A 15,632-nucleotide genomic window follows, 5' to 3' on the forward strand; every position below is an offset into this window, starting at 1 on the left:
ATTCTCTAATCCAAATCCAGCAATTCAAATCGGATGCAATCACAATATCAGCGCAAAAAGATTGCACACATTAATGAGCACGCTTTGACACAGATAGCTTATATTCCACACCTGACCGATTCAGCGCAATGCCCAGCCGAAGTTAGTGAGGCATAATTCGCACATGAACTCCACTATTAGCAACAATATAGCAGCCATTCGCGAACGGATTCGCCTCGCTTGCGAATCCAGCCAGCGCCCATTAAAGGACGTTCGCTTAATGGCGGTTAGCAAAACCCGCTCCGCCGCCGATATTGCCGAGGCGATTGCCGCCGGCATTACCGATATTGGCGAAAACTACCTGCAAGAAGCGCTGAGAAAAAAAACCGAGGTCGATGCTCTTGGTCTCAAACCTTGCTGGCATTTTATTGGCCCTATCCAATCCAATAAAACCCGCGATATCGCCAATCAATTTGATTGGGTACACAGTGTAGATCGCGCCAAAATAGCTCGCCGCCTCAGCGAACAACGCCCTACTGATTTACCGCCGTTAAATATCTGCATACAGGTCAACATCAATCTTGAGGCGAGTAAATCCGGTGTTGCCCCTAATGAGGTCGCCGCGCTACTCACTGAAATCGCCAAGCTGCCCCAAATACAAATCCGCGGACTAATGGCGATCCCCGAAGCCAGCGACGCGCCACAAACCCAGCACCTTAACTTTGCCAAGGTGCGCCTGCTGCGCGACCAACTGCAACAGCAATTTCCACAATTGACATTGGATACGCTCTCTATGGGAATGTCGGGCGATATGGATGCGGCAATTGCCGAGGGCGCCACTATGGTCAGGATTGGCAGCGATATCTTTGGTGCTCGCGGCTGAAAATAGCGCGCACAAGCGCTTTCACCAAGCACAAACCAACACCCCAAACTGCTATACTGCCCAGCGTTTTTGCAAGGTGCTCAGTACGGCCTCAACATCAGTTTAGGAGCAATCGGTGTTAGATCTAAAAATTGGCTTTATCGGTGGCGGCAATATGGCGGCCAGCATTATCGGCGGCCTTATCGCCAGCGGCGTGCCCGCTGAAAATATCTGGGCCAGCGACCCCAGCACAGAAAGCCTGAGCAAACTCACCAAGCTGGGCGCCATTCACGCAGGCAAAGACAATAATGCCGTTATCAACACCGTCGATGTGGTGGTTATGGCGGTCAAACCACAGGTAATGAAAACCGTTGCCAACGATATTGCGGCCGCCGCTCAGAAAGCGAAACCCCTGGTCATTTCCATTGCCGCCGGCATTACCAGCGACAGCCTAAACAACTGGCTAGGTGGAAAAATCGCCATTGTGCGCTGTATGCCAAACACCCCCGCACTTTTGCAATGCGGCGCCACCGCGCTGTATGCCAATACCTCGGTAAGCTCGATTCAGCGCCAGCAAGCGGAGCATATTCTGTCTGCGGTGGGCATCAATTTGTGGGTAGAAAGCGAAGCCCAACTGGACGCCGTTACCGCCTTGTCTGGCAGCGGCCCAGCTTATTTTTTCCTGCTCATGGAAGCGATGCAGGCCAGTGGCGAAGCCATGGGCTTGTCGCCAGAGCAGTCGCAAAAACTGACCTTACAAACCGCCTTGGGCGCCGCGCGCATGGCAGTTGAAAGCGATGTTGATGCCGCCGAATTGCGCCGCCGGGTCACCTCACCCAATGGCACCACCGAGCGCGCCATCGGTATTTTTGAGCAGGGCGGCCTTCGCGAGCTGGTCGACCGCGCGCTAACCGGCGCCAAAATCCGCTCAGAAGAATTAGCCCAAGAACTGGATAGCTAAGGAAGCCCCTACCCAATGAGTGCTGCAAACGAAATCTCCATCATGCTGATCAACACTTTGTTCAGCCTGGTTTTAATGGCCTTTGTGCTGCGTCTGCTACTACAACTGGTGCGTGCAGATTTTTACAATCCCATCAGCCAAACCATCGTGAAGTTTACCAACCCGGTTGTATTACCTTTGCGGCGCGCCATTCCACCCATTGGACGCATCGACTCCGCCTCGTTGATTGCCGCATTACTGATTCAGGCGCTGACCATCACCCTGTTATTCAAGCTCTACACCAGCACTTTCCCCAACCCCGCCCAACTCATTATTTGGTCAATACTGGGCCTGTGCAGCTTGGTCATTCAGTTCTACTTCCTGGCCATTATCGGCACCATTATCATGAGCTGGATCGCCCAAGGCTCCTATCACCCCGCCGCCGCCATTTTGCATCAATTGACCGAACCGGTGATGGCGCCGTTTCGCAAATTGATTCCACCGCTGGGCGGTTTGGATCTTTCACCGATACTGGTGTTTCTGTCGATTAACGTCATCGAAGTTTTGCTGCGTCATGCAGCCGCCAGCGTCGGCCTGTATCCGGCTTTGGTATTTGGGCTTTAATTTCTGGCAATGAGCCCCTACTATCGCTGGCAAGGCGAAGAACTCCAGCTCTTTGTGCACTGCCAGCCCGGCGCCAGCAAAGAGGAATTTGCCGGGCAACACGGCGACCGTCTTAAAATCCGCCTGCGCGCCGCCGCCACCGAAGGGCAGGCCAATAAAGCGCTAATTAGTTTTTTGGCCAAGCAATTTAAAGTCGGTAAAGCAGAGATAGAGCTGAGCAGCGGGGCGCAGAGCCGCCAGAAAACATTAAAGATTAAGCAGCCCAATCGGCTGCCAGAAGAACTGGAAATCACAGCGCCCTGATTTATTTTAAAAATTAGGGTCGTTACATAATTTAGTGCAGTTTGGAAAAAATGAATCAAACGCCACACACCAACAAAGATAACGTCGGCATTGTCAGCCCGCAGACCCTGCATTTTTCGCAACCGCTGCAATTGGCCTGCGGGCAGGTGTTAGCCGCTCACGATATTGTGTTCGAAACCTACGGCGAACTTAACGCCGATAAAAGCAATGCCATTCTGATCTGCCACGCCCTGAGCGGCCACCATCACGCCGCCGGCTACCACTCCTCCGAAGACAAAAAACCCGGCTGGTGGGATAGCTGCATTGGCCCCGGCAAACCGATCGACACCTCGGCCTTCTTCATTCTCAGCATCAATAATATTGGCGGCTGTAATGGCTCCACCGGCCCAACCTCTATTAATCCAGAAACCGGCAAAATCTGGGGGCCGGACTTCCCGCCCTTACGCTGCCGCGATTGGGTAGAAAGCCAGAAGTTGATGATGGAGCATTTTGGCATTAGCCAATGGGCGGCCATTATTGGCGGCAGTCTTGGCGGTATGCAGGCCATGCGCTGGGCACTGGAATACCCAGACAGCCTGCGCCACTGCGTGGTCATCGCCTCGGCAATGAAGCTCTCTGCCCAGAATATTGCCTTTAATGAAATTGCGCGCACCGCCATCACCCGCGACCCCGATTTTCACGGCGGGCGCTATCTGGAACACAATACCCTGCCCCGACAAGGTCTGGGGCTGGCGCGCATGATCGGTCATGTCACCTATCTGTCTGAAGACGGCATGATGGAAAAATTTGGCCGCGAACTCAAAGCCGGTAACTTCGTCCGAGGCCGTCACGATGGCGTGGAGTTTCAGGTAGAAAGCTATCTGCACTACCAAGGCGAGAATTTCTCCTCTGGCTTTGATGCCAACACCTATTTATTGATGACCAAGGCGCTGGATTATTTTGATCTGGCCCGCGAGTATCAAGACGATCCGATCGCCGCATTCAGCAATGCCAAATGTCAGTTTATGGTGATGTCGTTTACCTCCGACTGGCGTTTTGCGCCCTCGCGCTCGCGGGAAATTGTCGATGCATTGGTCGCGGCAGGCAAAGAAGTGAGCTATGCCGAAATTGAAGCCAGCCACGGCCACGATGCGTTTCTAATTCCTATTCCCCGCTATATGGATGTATTTCAAGGCTATATGCAGCGTGTGAGTGATGAGTTGAAAAATCTTAGCCAGCCTTCAGCAATACCCGGAGATCGTCATGCGCTTTGATCTCACTCTGATTCAACCTTGGATTAATCCCAGCAGCCGCGTTCTCGATCTGGGCTGCGGTGATGGCACCCTGCTAAAAACCCTCAAGCAGGAAAAGCAGGTATTTGGCGTAGGTCTGGAAATCGACGCGGACAATATCAGCAAGGCGCTGCGCAACGGCGTTAATGTGATTGAACACGACCTCAACACCGGCCTGAGTAATTTTCAGGATCGCAGCTTTGATATGGTGGTCATGACACTTGCCTTGCAAACACTGCGCTATCCCCATTTAGTGATCGATGAAATGTTGCGGGTAGGCCGCGAATGTATTGTCACCTTCCCCAACTTTGGTCACTGGCGTAACCGCTGGCACCTGAGCAGCAAGGGCCGTATGCCAGTGTCGAAATTCCTGCCCTACAACTGGTATGACACACCCAATATTCACTTTTGTACGGTGCGGGATTTCGAAAAACTCTGCGAAGAAAAACAGATAAAAATTTGTAATCGACTGGTTGTTAGCGGCGATCATCCGCTCAATCCGATTGCTCGCACCATGCCAAATTTGTTTGGTGTCACCGCTATTTACCATATCAGCAGGTAAGACCATGCCCCGTCGACTTATTCCCTTTTTTCTTGCCTTAAGTTTGCTTGGCGGCCTCAGCCAAAGCGCTTTCGCGCAGGATATTGTGCAGCCCCAAACCAGTGACGGTGAAAGCAGCCGCCAGTTTGGCCCCGACACCATCCATTACAGCGTTCTCAATACGCGCTTTCTCTCGGCGCAAGTTGCCCAAGCCTATGGCATCACCCGTGGCGACAATAAGTTTCTGCTCAATATTGCCGTGCGTCATCAAGGGGAAGCCAGCGAGCACGCCATCAAAGCCAAAATCAGTGGCACCAGTTCAGATTTGATTTACCAAACACCACTGAAATTTCGCGAAGTGGTCGAACAGGATGCCATTTATTATTTAGCTGAATTTGAAGTGCGCAGCGAAGAGCGCCTGAGCTTCCGCCTGCAAGTTCAAACCGCGACCCGTCCCATGCCTTACGATTTGCAATTCAACAAAATGCTCTATCCCGCCAAGGATGGAATGTAAGCCCGATGAGCCAATCGCTAACTACTCAGCAGCCCCAAACACTGGTTTTGGCCAGTGGCAATAAAGGCAAGCTCGCCGAGCTCAATAGCCTGCTTGCCGAACAAGGCTTTACCGTTCGCAGCCAGTCTGAATTTGATGTTATTGAAGCCGAGGAAAACGGACTCAGCTTTGTTGAAAATGCGCTTATTAAAGCCCGCAACGCCGCCCGTCAAACCGGTTTGCCTGCACTGGCAGACGACTCTGGCCTGTGCGTAGATGCCCTCAACGGCGCGCCCGGAATCTACTCTGCTCGCTTTGCAGGTGCTAACGCGTCGGATGCCGACAACAACGCTCTACTCCTCGAAAAGCTGGCCGCAGAATCCAAGCGTCACGCCCATTTCCATTGCGCGCTAGTGATGGTGAATCACGCCGATGATCCCGCCCCGATCATTTGCGAAGGCCTGTGGCACGGCGAAATCCTGCACGCTCCCGAAGGAGAAAACGGCTTTGGCTACGACCCGCTGTTTTACGTGCCATCACTGAATTGCAGCTCCGCTGCGCTCAACAAAGCGCAAAAAAATGCCATCAGTCACCGAGGACTGGCGCTACAGCAATTCATTCAACGGCTGAGTAAATAATCCCGCTTACGCCGGCTTGCGCAATAAAATTACCGCTACCGCCGTAGCCAAAAATTCAAACACCAACGCCCCGGCGGTATAACCACTGAAATCGCTGGCCAGCAAGGCGCCCAATAAGCGAGCGCTAAACAAGCCACCGGTCGCAAAAGCCAAGGCAATTAAGGCCGGGCGCTGCATGGCCGCGTTTACAAGACCCGCCGCCGCCAACACCCCCAACGCCGTTTGCACACCACCGTACATAGCGCGTAGCTCTACCGTACCCGTTGCACTCACGGCCGTGATAACGCCCATATCATTAAGAACTTCCGGGGAAATAAAACAGTAAATCCCGTACCCCGCCCAAGCCAGCGCCGACAAACCCAGAAAAATTGAATGCCACATAGTGCTCTCCATTTATTATTTTTCATTTTTGCTCTCGCAGTGTAATCCAGCTAATCCGCGCGAACACAGACATTTTTTGGGAACAGGACCGGCTTCCACGGTGTCAATCTCAGTATCAAAACGCTATGCTGATTATCGAAATCTCGAACCATCTCCGAGGAAATCATGAGCAAGATTCTAAAAATTATTCTGGCGCTCGTTGTCGTTGTCATCGCCTCTGTAATACTGGCCATTGAACCCATCGCCAAATGGGCCATTGAAAGCGAGGGCAGTAAAGCCGTTGGCGCCAAGGTCAATGTAGATAGCGTGGATATTCAGTTTTATCCAACGCATGTTGCACTAAATAATTTGACCGTAGCCAACCCCAAAGAACCCATGAACAATCTGGTTGAGAGCGAAAAAGTCTCAGCAGATGTGGATATTGCCACCCTGATCAAACGCCAATTTGTGGTCGATCAAGTGCTACTTTCCGGCCTGCAGGTCAACACTGCTCGCAGCACCCCCGGCACACTGGACGGCAGTATGCCGCCACCTAAACCCGTACAGGAAAAACCCGGCCTACCCAGCATTAACTTGCCCAATCCCAAGGCCATGATGGATGAAGAGCAAGCCGCAATTCAGGCCGAAATTGATGAAATTCAAACCGGCTTTAAAACCATTGAAGGTCGCTGGAAGGGCAAAGAACAGGAGCTGCCCAAACAGGCCAAGCTGGATGAATTCAAACTCCGCTGGGAAGAGCTGAAGAAAAAAAGCACTTTTGAACGCATTGCCGGCACCAAGCAATTACGCGACGATATTAAGGCCGAGCTTAAAAAATTCGACAATTGGAAAAGCCAGCTTTCCACTGATATCGCCGAAGCCAAAGCCCTCAGCGTTCGCGCGGCAAAATTACCCGGCGACCAATCTCAACGCATCATTTCAAAATACGGTTTTGACCAAGGCACCGAAGGCTTTATTAAATTCTTGGTCGGTGATGAAGCCAATGCCTTAGTGCAACGCGGCCTGACCATGTACAAAGAAACCATGGGCATGTTGGCGGCACAAGAGTCGGAACCCGCCCCGGCGGAGCCGGAAGCCAGCAGCGAATTGCCGGTAAAATTGCTGATTCGCGAAATCCTGATCGATGGCTACCAAGTAATTGGCGGCGAGAAACTTGCCTATTCCGGCAAAGTTAACGATGTAACTGACCAGCAAGCGTATTGGGATAAACCCATTACTATGGCGCTACAAGGGGGTATCCAAAACCAGAAACAACTGTTGATTGACGGCATTTTTGATCAGCGTAGCGAAGTCATGAAAAGCGCGTTTAACATGGGACTTAAGCAATTGGCCCTTGCCGGGGTTCCACTATCACAGAACCCAAGTCTGCCCCTGCAATTGGAAAAAGGGGTGGCGGACATTGCCGCCAATTTCAAACTGGATGGCGACGCTCTGAGTGGCAAAGTTTCCGGTTTGATTCAACAAGCCAGCCTGTTGGTAACCAATCTTGCCGCAGATTCAACCAACACCACCCTGAAGCGTTTGGCGGAAGCCCTGAAAGGCGTCAACAAGCTGGTAATGGATTTGAACGTTGGCGGCTCAGTTGACGACCCGATCATCGGCTTAAAATCTAACCTCGACCGCATTCTTGGCGATGTACTCGGCGAGGAATTTAAAGGCCAACTTAAAGACGCCGAAACCAAGCTTAAGGCCGATCTGCAGAGCAAATACTCCAAGGAAATTGCCCAGCTTGAAAGTGGTAAAAATATTCTCAACGATTACAGCAAATTGCTGAATGATCGCGAAGCTGCCATGCAGGCATTGATGAACGAGCTGATTACTCGTCTTTAATTAAAACTTATCAACACTGCGCCATCGGCAGCCGAACTGCCGGTGGCGTTTTTTTTATTTATGGAGAAAATATGACCCCGAACGAACTCATTCAAGCACTGGCAAATGGCCCGGTAGATTTTAAACAGACCATGAGCGTTATCGACCAGTTTTACCAATTCAGCCCCACCACCTTCAGCAATGGCACCGCCGTAAACGAAGCGGGCAGCAATAACGGCTCTTGTAAAATCTTTGCTTTCGGCAAGTTAAATGAACTCTCTGAACAAGCCACTCTGAATGCCTTTGGCGATTTCTACACCGTAGATGTATTGCAAAATCCAGACGCGGAAGACCACGCCAATATCCGCAATTTTATGAAAACCGGCTGGGGCGGCGTTACTTTTTCCGGCGATGCCCTCAGCCCACTCTAATCGTAATTCAGTTCATTTCGGCTGATATTGAAAGCGAAAGTAGTGAAAGGCCTGCTCCCGCCCGGCGGGAGTGTGGTGCTGCTCGCGCCGCTCCTCCAGCAAATTAAAATCGGCCCCTAACACGGCCTGCAGCTTTTCGGCATCGTATTGCACAATCTCCAAACCACTGCATTTCTCCGGCCCGCCGATATCAAAAGCCGAAAGAATTAAAAATCCGCCGGGCTTGAGCGCCTGCTTTAAATTTTCAATATACGCCTGCCGATCCGCCGCCGCCGTTAAAAAATGGAATACGGCTCGGTCGTGCCAGAGATCGAATTTAACGCCGAAGTCCACCGCAGTTATATCGGCGGTGCGCCAACTGACCTTCTCGGCCAAATCACCAAGCCGCTGCTGACTGTGAGCGAGCGCCGCCGCAGAAATATCCAACACCGTAAGCGACGTAAAACCTTGCTCGAGCAAACTGTCCACCAACAGTGAAGCACCGCCGCCAACATCGATGACACTGGCGTCTTTCGGTAACTGGCAGCGCTCAATCAGCGCTAAAGAAACCTCCGGGATAGCCTGATACCAGCTAACTTCCACAGGAGATTTTTGCTGATAAACGTTTTCCCAATGTGTTTTTCGCTCAGACATCGTCTTTCTCACTTTTTATTTTTGTTTTGCCTTACTGACCAGTGCCCTCAAAATCCACCTGAGCGGTAACCAGAGCGGCATTTTGTGTTAGCCTAGCGCTTTCCGACATATCTGCCCAGAAAATTACCTCCCGGCTCTGTTATGAAACGTATTGTCTACCCCGGTACTTTTGACCCCATTACCCGCGGCCATATCGATTTGGTGCAGCGCGCCAGTAAATTATTCGACACGGTGGTGCTTGCCGTTGCCAATAGCGAAAAGAAAAAGCCCATGTTCGAGTTACAGAAGCGCATGGACTTGGCCGCTGAAGCCCTATCTCACCTGCCCAATATTGAAGTTTGCAGCTTCACCGGCCTGACCGTAGAACTGGCTCGCGAGCAACAGTGCAAGGTGATTTTGCGCGGCGTACGTACCGTTTCCGATTATGAATACGAATTGCAGCTCGCCAATATGAACCGGGCACTGGCCCCAGATATCGAAACAATTTTTCTCACACCCGGCGAATCCCTGTCGTATGTTTCCTCCTCGCTGCTGAGAGAAATCGCCAGCATGGGCGGTGACGTGTCACGCTTTGTACCCGACAACGTTATGGCCGCCCTGCACCAGCGCTTCGCCAATAAATAAGCCATGTCTCTAATCATTACTGACGAATGCATCAACTGCGATGTATGCGAGCCCGAGTGCCCCAACGACGCGATTTACATGGGCGAGTTGATCTATGAGATCGACCCCAATCGCTGCACCGAATGTGTGGGCCACTTTGACGAACCCCAATGCCAGCAGGTATGCCCGGTGGATTGTATTCCCCTCGACCCCAATAATATGGAAACCGAGGATGAGCTATTGGAAAAATACCAGCGCCTGACTTCAGCCGCAGTTTGAATTCAACGGAGCCAACGGTGAACGAAGCCGATTTCCACGATCAATTAGACGACCTCTACGACGCCATTGAAGATGCGGCTGACGAACTTGAAGCCGATATCGACTGCGAAATTAGCGGCTCGGTACTGACCCTGAACTGCCCCGACGGCAGTGCCATTATTTTCAGCCGGCAGGGTGCCAGCCGTGAATTGTGGCTTGCTGCCCGCAGTGGCGGATTCCACTTTAGCTGGAATGGCGAGCAATGGTTTTCGCAAAAGGAAAATCAATCGCTGCAAACCCTGTTTAATCAGGCCTGCCAAGAACAAATTGGCGAAACCTTCGCACTGGACTGGAACAAGCTCTAAGACGCTGGGTTTTCCATCACCCTATCGAGCAAGCGCTGTTCGATATAATGCTTATAGCGCAGAAAAACGGCGGTCTGTGGTGACGGCAGCAACGCATTGTTTTGAGCGTTTGCAGAAGCCTTAAAATACAAGGAGTCCAGTTGGATTTCCTTTGCAGACGGATTCAGATCACTGGCTGCCCGCTGCAAACTTCCCTCTCCCAACCACTGTTGACCCGCCCAATAAAGATCGACATGCGGCGGCGACGAGGGCAAAAACACATCGGCAATCAAGCGCTCTGACTCATTCAATTCATCGGTTTCAAAAACCGAAATATCGACCGCCTCACAAGACCAATGCCCCGCCTGATTTTCCAAGGCAAACACGTTTATCCCGGAGCGCTCTATATTGCTTTTGCAAGACTGCTGAAGAAAGCCAAGATAACGCCCCACGGTAATCTCCGGCTCTGAGCAGGGGTAGCTACTATAAAACAGGCTGCCTCGCTCATCGGAACTGAAGACATCCAGCACGCCATCGTGGAAGAAATAAAACACCGAAATCTGCTGCGACGGCGCCGTTTCCAAAATCATGCTCAGCGCCGTTCCAGCTAAACAATCTGGCGCCAAGCTAATTCGACTATAGCCGGATTGCCCCCGCCCCAAGCACTGAATCAGTTCCGCAAAATCTTTGGTTCGCGTGGCCTGTAACTCACCCGCTTGAACCTGTAAGAGCATAAACTCCTGGCCCAAGGACATAACAAAGCGACCGTGCTCCTGTTCTAAACAGGCTTTTTGCAGAGCGGAAAATAGTGCGCTCAACCACTGCGCGGTGGATTGATCCGTCTGCTTAAAATCTTCGACAATGACCTGTACCGATTCCGTGGCATTAAAATGACGTCTTTCTGAAAGGGCTAATTGCCAGCGCTGTAAAACCTGAAATAACGCCTCGCCACCGCTGTATGACCAGCTATTCACCTCGCCCCAACTACTCACCTCAACTACATCGGCGCTGTGAATTGAATAATGCCCACCAACGCTAAGATGACTTGCTCCCAAGCCATGCAACCCCTGCTCATCGAGATTCAAATAAATCAGCAAGCGGGTTGGTACTTTTGGCTTCGTAAATGCCGAATGTTGGCTGGCATCCGCCGCCATCAAACTTTTCGGCAAATGAGCATTAAGGTGCTGAGCCAATTTCAGCAGGCCCTTTTCAGTTAGCCCGCTACCACGCCAGTTCAAACGCGAACGCTCATTGACCAGACCGTTACACAAACACCAACTCAATAGCCCGGTTAAACTTTCATGCTCGTACAAAGGCGCTTCGCTTGAGGGCGGCGGCGTTGAATTGACCTGCCACTTGCTGCCCATTTTTTCCGGCCGGGAAACATAGAGCTGAGCCTCTACCAGCGAGGCAACAATCCCCGGATTGAGCCACTCCACCTTGTGAGACTTGCGCTCAAAGGCGGCAAACAACTTGCGCCCCAATACCGCCATTTCTTCCTTGGCGATTTTGGCCTGCCCGCCGTAGCGCTCGGCAAACTCCTGCAAAAGCCGATAGCTTCGGGTTAGCTCCGCCACCAAAATACGATGTTCTTCCCGCACTCGCCGCAGCCGCCAGTGTCGGTGAGTATCCAAGTTGCGCAACTGCTCATCCTTCCAGCCCCAATCTACTAGCAGTGACAGCATGCGCTGCTGACGCCAACCGGAGCGCTCAGTATCCTGACTCAAACTCAAATCGGTTTTGAAATACATCGCCCGCCGTATCAGTTCTAGCCGCTCTAACTGGCCTTTGCCCAGAAGATAATCTTCGAGATAGCGGTAGACTTGGATGTAATTATCAAGGGACTCCGCACACTGGCCATCCGCATAAAACTGCTGCTTATACTGCAGGCACAGCGGCGTGAGATTTTGCTGAATATGAGCATCGGCGTAGGCCTCCGCCAACATCAGTTTGAGAATCGCTTTGTAGGGAGAACGAATCGCCTTATAGAGTTGCCAGATACCCGCACCGATAAACTCCCCGGTAGGAATATCCGGCACACCACCAAAATCCAGCGTGGAAATATCGGCCAATAAGCCCGATTCCGTCAGCGCTGTTAAATACTCGCTGTAATTGCCTTCCTGCTCAGTGGGCACAAACCACCATTGCGGCAATTGGCCGGCCAGCAAAATATGGCTGCGATAAAATTCGTCTAACAAAAGATAGTGCTGACTACTGCCCACCCCTTCTGCCGAAAGCTGTTCACTAACCTCGGCCTTCATCTGAGCGGCATCAACAAGAAAGATATGCAGATCGAGCTCGATACTCGCCGCATGGGCCATTAAGGCCTCCGCTTTTTGCTGTAATTTTCCCAGCGCAGCGGCGTCTAAACCCGGCTTATGGCAGAGCCAGATATCTAAATCCGAACTCGCCTCCTGCGCGACGCTGCCACAGGAGCCCATAATAAAGACCCCCTGAATTTGTCGCTCTGCAGGCAAAAGCCGCTGGTAGTCCAAACTTTTTACATAGAAATCCTGCGCTCGCTGTAGCGTTTCCTCACTCGGCTCGTAATCAATAACCCCAGCGGCCACAAACTGCCCAACATAGCCGGGCAGCATGGGGTGATTTAAATGGAAAAACAGCGGCAGCAGTTCGAGAAACAATTGCTGTTGAGGTTTCAGCATCGAACGCGTGCTCAGCAGACGATCGCGGTTTACCTGCAAAACGCGCTGGCGGATCTCAAGCACCGACTCGCGGCTAGGCATAGCTGTCAGAGCAGAATTCACAAATCGCCCTTCACAAAAAATACGCTGTGCTGCCCCGAAGTCACCGCAAATTACTCCCGCTGCAAACCCATTGCCCTAAACCAGCCCAGACTTTACCACAAGCACGGTTTCTGCCCCTTGTGCTAAGCTCCCTTTTCCATTTTCTAGCCGTGATTGCCCGTGCCCGAATTACCCGAAGTTGAAACCGTCCGCGCTGGTATTGCGCCGCACCTCACCGAGCAGCGCTTTTCTAAAACTATCGTGCGCAATCCCAATCTGCGCTGGCCAGTACCGGCTAATCTTGAAAAATTATTACGGAATCAACGCGTACTGAATGTCGAACGGCGTGCCAAATATCTACTTATCAAACTGGAAACAGGAACGCTGGTCATCCATCTTGGCATGTCCGGTCGGCTGTATTTTGTCAGCCCCGACACCCCATTAGGCAAACACGATCACTTAGACTGGCTGCTCGATAACGGCAAATTAATGCGCTACACCGACCCCCGCCGTTTCGGTGCCGTGCTATGGCTCAATCCCGGCGAAGAAACCAGCCATAAACTTTTCAGCGCCCTTGGCCCGGAACCACTTTCCGATGCCTTTTCTGCGGAGTACTTGTACAGCAAAACCCGCAACCGCAAACAACCACTCAAAAGCTTTATTATGGACGGCCACATAGTCGTGGGCGTGGGTAATATTTATGCGAATGAAGCGCTGTTTTTAAGTGGCATTCGCCCCACACTTGAGGCCGGAAAACTCAGCAAGCCACGTTGTGAACGGCTGGTAGAAAATATAAAAATCGTGCTCGCCAAAGCCATTGCTCAGGGCGGCACCACGCTAAAAGATTTTGTGAATGGCGATGGCAAGCCCGGCTACTTTAAGCAAGAATTGATGGTCTATGGGCGTGGCGGGGAAGCCTGTGTCAACTGCAAAACCACACTCAAGGAAATCCGCCTCGCTCAGCGCAGCACGGTTTATTGCCCGCGCTGTCAAAAATGATTAAAACCCCTGTGCCACGCCTTCTCTGCGCGGATCAGCAACGCCATACCAGCCACCCTTAACCCTCATTATGCCGTGTAGGCCCGAGGTTTCTGCGGCCAATTTTGGTTTATGGCCAAGCGCGGAAATTGCCTGAACCTGCGCCTCACTAAACTGGCCTTGTTCCAGCTCAAGAAAATCCCCCATGGCCACAATATGGCCGCTGGCGATCGCCGGAGCGAGATCCCAACCAAGGCCCAACACCTTGAACAGGCTTCCCGCTACATAATCAATAATCCGCGCACCACCGGGGCTACCTATTGCCATGAGCGGCTCACCCCGCTCAAAGACCAAGGTGGGTGACATGGATGAACGAGGCCGCTTGCCCGCCTCAATCCGGTTGGCAATAAGCTCGCCCGCTTCGCCCTTGGGTGCGAAGGAGAAATCCGTGAGCTGATTATTCAGCAGAAAACCACCCACCATAATTCGCGAGCCAAAGGCGGTTTCAATGCTGGTGGTCATGCTCAGTATATTGCCCTTGGCGTCGACAATACTCAGATGGCTGGTTGAGGGCATGGCCTTGCTAATACCATCTTTAACCGGCACCGCTCCCGGCGGCTGCCCGGCAGTAACGGAGGCCAAGCGCTGATCACTCAGCAAGGCCGCTCGTGAGTTTAGGTAATCTGTATTCACCAGACCGTCCGTTGGTACCGGGGTAAATACAGGGTCAGCCACGTAGCGATTGCGATCGGCAAAGGCGAGCCGAGAAGATTCGATAAAATCATGCTGCCAGAAGGATTTTTTCTGGCTCTGCCGGGCATCAAGAATACCTAATATCCCCAATACCGTGGTGCCACCCGATGACGGCGGTGGCGCACCGCAGACTTGATACTGGCGATAGGGCGCACAGATCGGCGCCTGAATACGCGGCGCGTAGCTCGCCATATCTGACTCGCTTAATAAGCCCGCTCGATTGGGATCACGCTGTACGGCTTGAACAATTTTTGCGGCCAACGCCCCGCGATAAAATTCCGCGACGCCACCCTCGGCGATCGCCTTCAAGCTTTGTGCATACGCAGGGTTTTTCAGCAGGGCTCCCACCGGCTTAGGTGCAAAGCCGTCGCCATCTTTATTAAAAAAATACGCTTGAATTTCAGGGTTTACCGCCAGCTTGGGCGATTTTTCAAGCAGGGTGTAAAGTCGCGGAGAAATCTGAAAACCGTGTTTCGCCAGCGTAATCGCCGGCGTGAACAGCTCCGCCCAAGGCAGAACACCGTGAGCTTGGTGAGCGGCCCACAACATGGCCACCACACCGGGCACACCCACAGCATGACCACCAATGACCGCATCGTAAAAATCCATGGGCTTGCCGCTGGCATCCAGAAAATGATTTTCTGCCACCGCCGCCGGCGCTTCTTCGCGGCCATCCCAGCTGCTAACCCGGCGCTGCTGTGCATCCCAAAGCAACATGAACGCACCGCCACCAATACCCGATGATTGCGGCTCAACCAGCCCCAACACCAACTGCGCCGCAATTGCAGCATCCACCGCACTGCCGCCTTTTTTGAGTATTTTCAAGGCTGCCGCCGTGGCGTGAGGATTTGCGGTTACCGCCATAGCATGGGCGGCGGTCGCCGACTTAACGCCGCCAATCTCACTCTCCACCTCGGCCACAATTCGAGCATCGCTGGCGAATGTCATCGAATTTCCGAGCAACAATAAAATGGGAATTAAAACCAAGCGGAGCGAGCGAGTCATATCGGGATCACCATTCTTTACTTTCTACGTTCTGTCGCGGCC

The 15,632-nt window shown here is 52.3% G+C and carries 18 protein-coding genes; 14 read left to right on the plus strand and 4 right to left on the minus strand.

Annotated features, from left to right (window positions below):
- The first annotated feature begins 163 nt into the window (after positions 1-163).
- From IB286_RS00125 to rdgB, 8 genes are all read left to right on the plus strand, one after another.
- A complete protein-coding gene (locus IB286_RS00125; RefSeq protein WP_190761647.1) occupies positions 164-862 on the plus strand; it encodes a YggS family pyridoxal phosphate-dependent enzyme in 699 nt (232 codons plus the stop codon).
- A 115-nt stretch (positions 863-977) separates the two neighbouring features.
- A complete protein-coding gene (gene proC, locus IB286_RS00130; protein WP_190761648.1) occupies positions 978-1,802 on the plus strand; it encodes a pyrroline-5-carboxylate reductase in 825 nt (274 codons plus the stop codon).
- Positions 1,803-1,817: 15 nt separating this feature from the next.
- A complete protein-coding gene (locus IB286_RS00135) occupies positions 1,818-2,405 on the plus strand; it encodes a YggT family protein (protein WP_190761649.1) in 588 nt (195 codons plus the stop codon).
- Between the two features lie 9 nt (positions 2,406-2,414).
- Entirely contained in the window at positions 2,415-2,708 is a 294-nt protein-coding gene (locus IB286_RS00140; RefSeq protein ID WP_190761650.1) for a DUF167 domain-containing protein, read from the plus strand.
- 50 nt (positions 2,709-2,758) lie between these two features.
- Positions 2,759-3,961, plus strand: a complete 1,203-nt coding sequence (gene metX, locus IB286_RS00145; protein WP_190761651.1) for a homoserine O-succinyltransferase MetX — start codon at positions 2,759-2,761, stop codon at positions 3,959-3,961.
- Entirely contained in the window at positions 3,951-4,541 is a 591-nt protein-coding gene (gene metW / locus IB286_RS00150) for a methionine biosynthesis protein MetW (protein ID WP_190761652.1), read from the plus strand. Before metX ends, metW begins: the two co-directional genes overlap by 11 nt.
- A gap of 4 nt (positions 4,542-4,545) precedes the next feature.
- A complete protein-coding gene (locus tag IB286_RS00155) occupies positions 4,546-5,034 on the plus strand; it encodes a DUF4426 domain-containing protein (RefSeq protein ID WP_190761653.1) in 489 nt (162 codons plus the stop codon).
- Positions 5,035-5,039: 5 nt separating this feature from the next.
- Entirely contained in the window at positions 5,040-5,651 is a 612-nt protein-coding gene (rdgB, locus tag IB286_RS00160; RefSeq protein ID WP_190761654.1) for an RdgB/HAM1 family non-canonical purine NTP pyrophosphatase, read from the plus strand.
- Between the two features lie 6 nt (positions 5,652-5,657).
- Here the strand turns inward: rdgB and IB286_RS00165 are convergent, their stop codons facing one another.
- Entirely contained in the window at positions 5,658-6,032 is a 375-nt protein-coding gene (locus tag IB286_RS00165) for a DUF4345 family protein (protein WP_190761655.1), read from the minus strand.
- Between the two features lie 165 nt (positions 6,033-6,197).
- Here IB286_RS00165 and IB286_RS00170 point away from each other — a divergent pair, with 165 nt between their 5' ends.
- Together IB286_RS00170 and IB286_RS00175 are read left to right on the plus strand one after the other, a co-directional pair.
- Complete coding sequence (locus tag IB286_RS00170) at positions 6,198-7,862, plus strand: TIGR03545 family protein (protein ID WP_190761656.1); 1,665 nt, start codon at positions 6,198-6,200, stop codon at positions 7,860-7,862.
- A gap of 71 nt (positions 7,863-7,933) precedes the next feature.
- On the plus strand, positions 7,934-8,272 hold the full coding sequence (locus tag IB286_RS00175) for a HopJ type III effector protein (RefSeq protein ID WP_190761657.1): 339 nt from the start codon (positions 7,934-7,936) through the stop codon (positions 8,270-8,272).
- Between the two features lie 12 nt (positions 8,273-8,284).
- On the opposite strand, the gene IB286_RS00180 is transcribed toward IB286_RS00175, so the two are convergent.
- Positions 8,285-8,905 carry a class I SAM-dependent methyltransferase gene (locus tag IB286_RS00180; protein ID WP_190761658.1) on the minus strand — a complete coding sequence of 207 codons (621 nt, stop codon included), beginning with the start codon at positions 8,903-8,905 and terminating at the stop codon, positions 8,285-8,287.
- Positions 8,906-9,046: 141 nt separating this feature from the next.
- Between IB286_RS00180 and coaD the strand changes: the two genes are divergently transcribed.
- The 3 genes from coaD to cyaY are packed head-to-tail and all read left to right on the plus strand — an operon-like array spanning position 9,047 to position 10,131.
- The gene (gene coaD, locus IB286_RS00185; RefSeq protein WP_190761659.1) at positions 9,047-9,529 is read left to right on the plus strand and encodes a pantetheine-phosphate adenylyltransferase; all 483 of its coding nucleotides are present in this window, start codon (positions 9,047-9,049) and stop codon (positions 9,527-9,529) included.
- A gap of 3 nt (positions 9,530-9,532) precedes the next feature.
- Positions 9,533-9,787 carry a YfhL family 4Fe-4S dicluster ferredoxin gene (locus IB286_RS00190; protein ID WP_190761660.1) on the plus strand — a complete coding sequence of 85 codons (255 nt, stop codon included), beginning with the start codon at positions 9,533-9,535 and terminating at the stop codon, positions 9,785-9,787.
- Positions 9,788-9,804: 17 nt separating this feature from the next.
- Positions 9,805-10,131 carry an iron donor protein CyaY gene (gene cyaY / locus IB286_RS00195; protein WP_190761661.1) on the plus strand — a complete coding sequence of 109 codons (327 nt, stop codon included), beginning with the start codon at positions 9,805-9,807 and terminating at the stop codon, positions 10,129-10,131.
- Here the strand turns inward: cyaY and IB286_RS00200 are convergent.
- The gene (locus tag IB286_RS00200; protein WP_190761662.1) at positions 10,128-12,875 is read right to left on the minus strand and encodes a class I adenylate cyclase; all 2,748 of its coding nucleotides are present in this window, start codon (positions 12,873-12,875) and stop codon (positions 10,128-10,130) included. The two genes, cyaY and IB286_RS00200, sit on opposite strands and share 4 nt — an antisense overlap.
- Before the next feature lie 159 nt (positions 12,876-13,034).
- On the opposite strand from IB286_RS00200, the gene mutM reads away from it, so the two are divergent.
- Positions 13,035-13,853 carry a bifunctional DNA-formamidopyrimidine glycosylase/DNA-(apurinic or apyrimidinic site) lyase gene (gene mutM, locus IB286_RS00205; protein ID WP_190761663.1) on the plus strand — a complete coding sequence of 273 codons (819 nt, stop codon included), beginning with the start codon at positions 13,035-13,037 and terminating at the stop codon, positions 13,851-13,853.
- Here mutM and ggt read toward each other — a convergent pair whose 3' ends face one another.
- Complete coding sequence (gene ggt, locus IB286_RS00210) at positions 13,854-15,533, minus strand: gamma-glutamyltransferase (protein ID WP_223826025.1); 1,680 nt, start codon at positions 15,531-15,533, stop codon at positions 13,854-13,856.
- Positions 15,534-15,632 lie beyond the last annotated feature (99 nt).

This window comes from Spongiibacter pelagi (assembly GCF_014705705.1).
GTDB lineage: Bacteria > Pseudomonadota > Gammaproteobacteria > Pseudomonadales > Spongiibacteraceae > Spongiibacter > Spongiibacter pelagi.

Bases quoted from the DNA above. Each gene is read 5' to 3' on its own strand.
- IB286_RS00165 (WP_190761655.1), bottom strand. From the start codon at position 6,032: ATGTGGCATTCAATTTTTCTGGGTTTGTCGGCGCTGGCTTGGGCGGGG.
- metX (WP_190761651.1), top strand. From the start codon at position 2,759: ATGAATCAAACGCCACACACCAACAAAGATAACGTCGGCATTGTCAGC.
- IB286_RS00190 (WP_190761660.1), top strand. From the start codon at position 9,533: ATGTCTCTAATCATTACTGACGAATGCATCAACTGCGATGTATGCGAG.
- coaD (WP_190761659.1), top strand. From the start codon at position 9,047: ATGAAACGTATTGTCTACCCCGGTACTTTTGACCCCATTACCCGCGGC.
- IB286_RS00125 (WP_190761647.1), top strand. From the start codon at position 164: ATGAACTCCACTATTAGCAACAATATAGCAGCCATTCGCGAACGGATT.
- metW (WP_190761652.1), top strand. From the start codon at position 3,951: ATGCGCTTTGATCTCACTCTGATTCAACCTTGGATTAATCCCAGCAGC.
- ggt (WP_223826025.1), bottom strand. From the start codon at position 15,533: ATGACATTCGCCAGCGATGCTCGAATTGTGGCCGAGGTGGAGAGTGAG.
- IB286_RS00180 (WP_190761658.1), bottom strand. From the start codon at position 8,905: ATGTCTGAGCGAAAAACACATTGGGAAAACGTTTATCAGCAAAAATCT.
- rdgB (WP_190761654.1), top strand. From the start codon at position 5,040: ATGAGCCAATCGCTAACTACTCAGCAGCCCCAAACACTGGTTTTGGCC.
- IB286_RS00170 (WP_190761656.1), top strand. From the start codon at position 6,198: ATGAGCAAGATTCTAAAAATTATTCTGGCGCTCGTTGTCGTTGTCATC.
- IB286_RS00140 (WP_190761650.1), top strand. From the start codon at position 2,415: ATGAGCCCCTACTATCGCTGGCAAGGCGAAGAACTCCAGCTCTTTGTG.
- IB286_RS00135 (WP_190761649.1), top strand. From the start codon at position 1,818: ATGAGTGCTGCAAACGAAATCTCCATCATGCTGATCAACACTTTGTTC.
- IB286_RS00155 (WP_190761653.1), top strand. From the start codon at position 4,546: ATGCCCCGTCGACTTATTCCCTTTTTTCTTGCCTTAAGTTTGCTTGGC.
- IB286_RS00175 (WP_190761657.1), top strand. From the start codon at position 7,934: ATGACCCCGAACGAACTCATTCAAGCACTGGCAAATGGCCCGGTAGAT.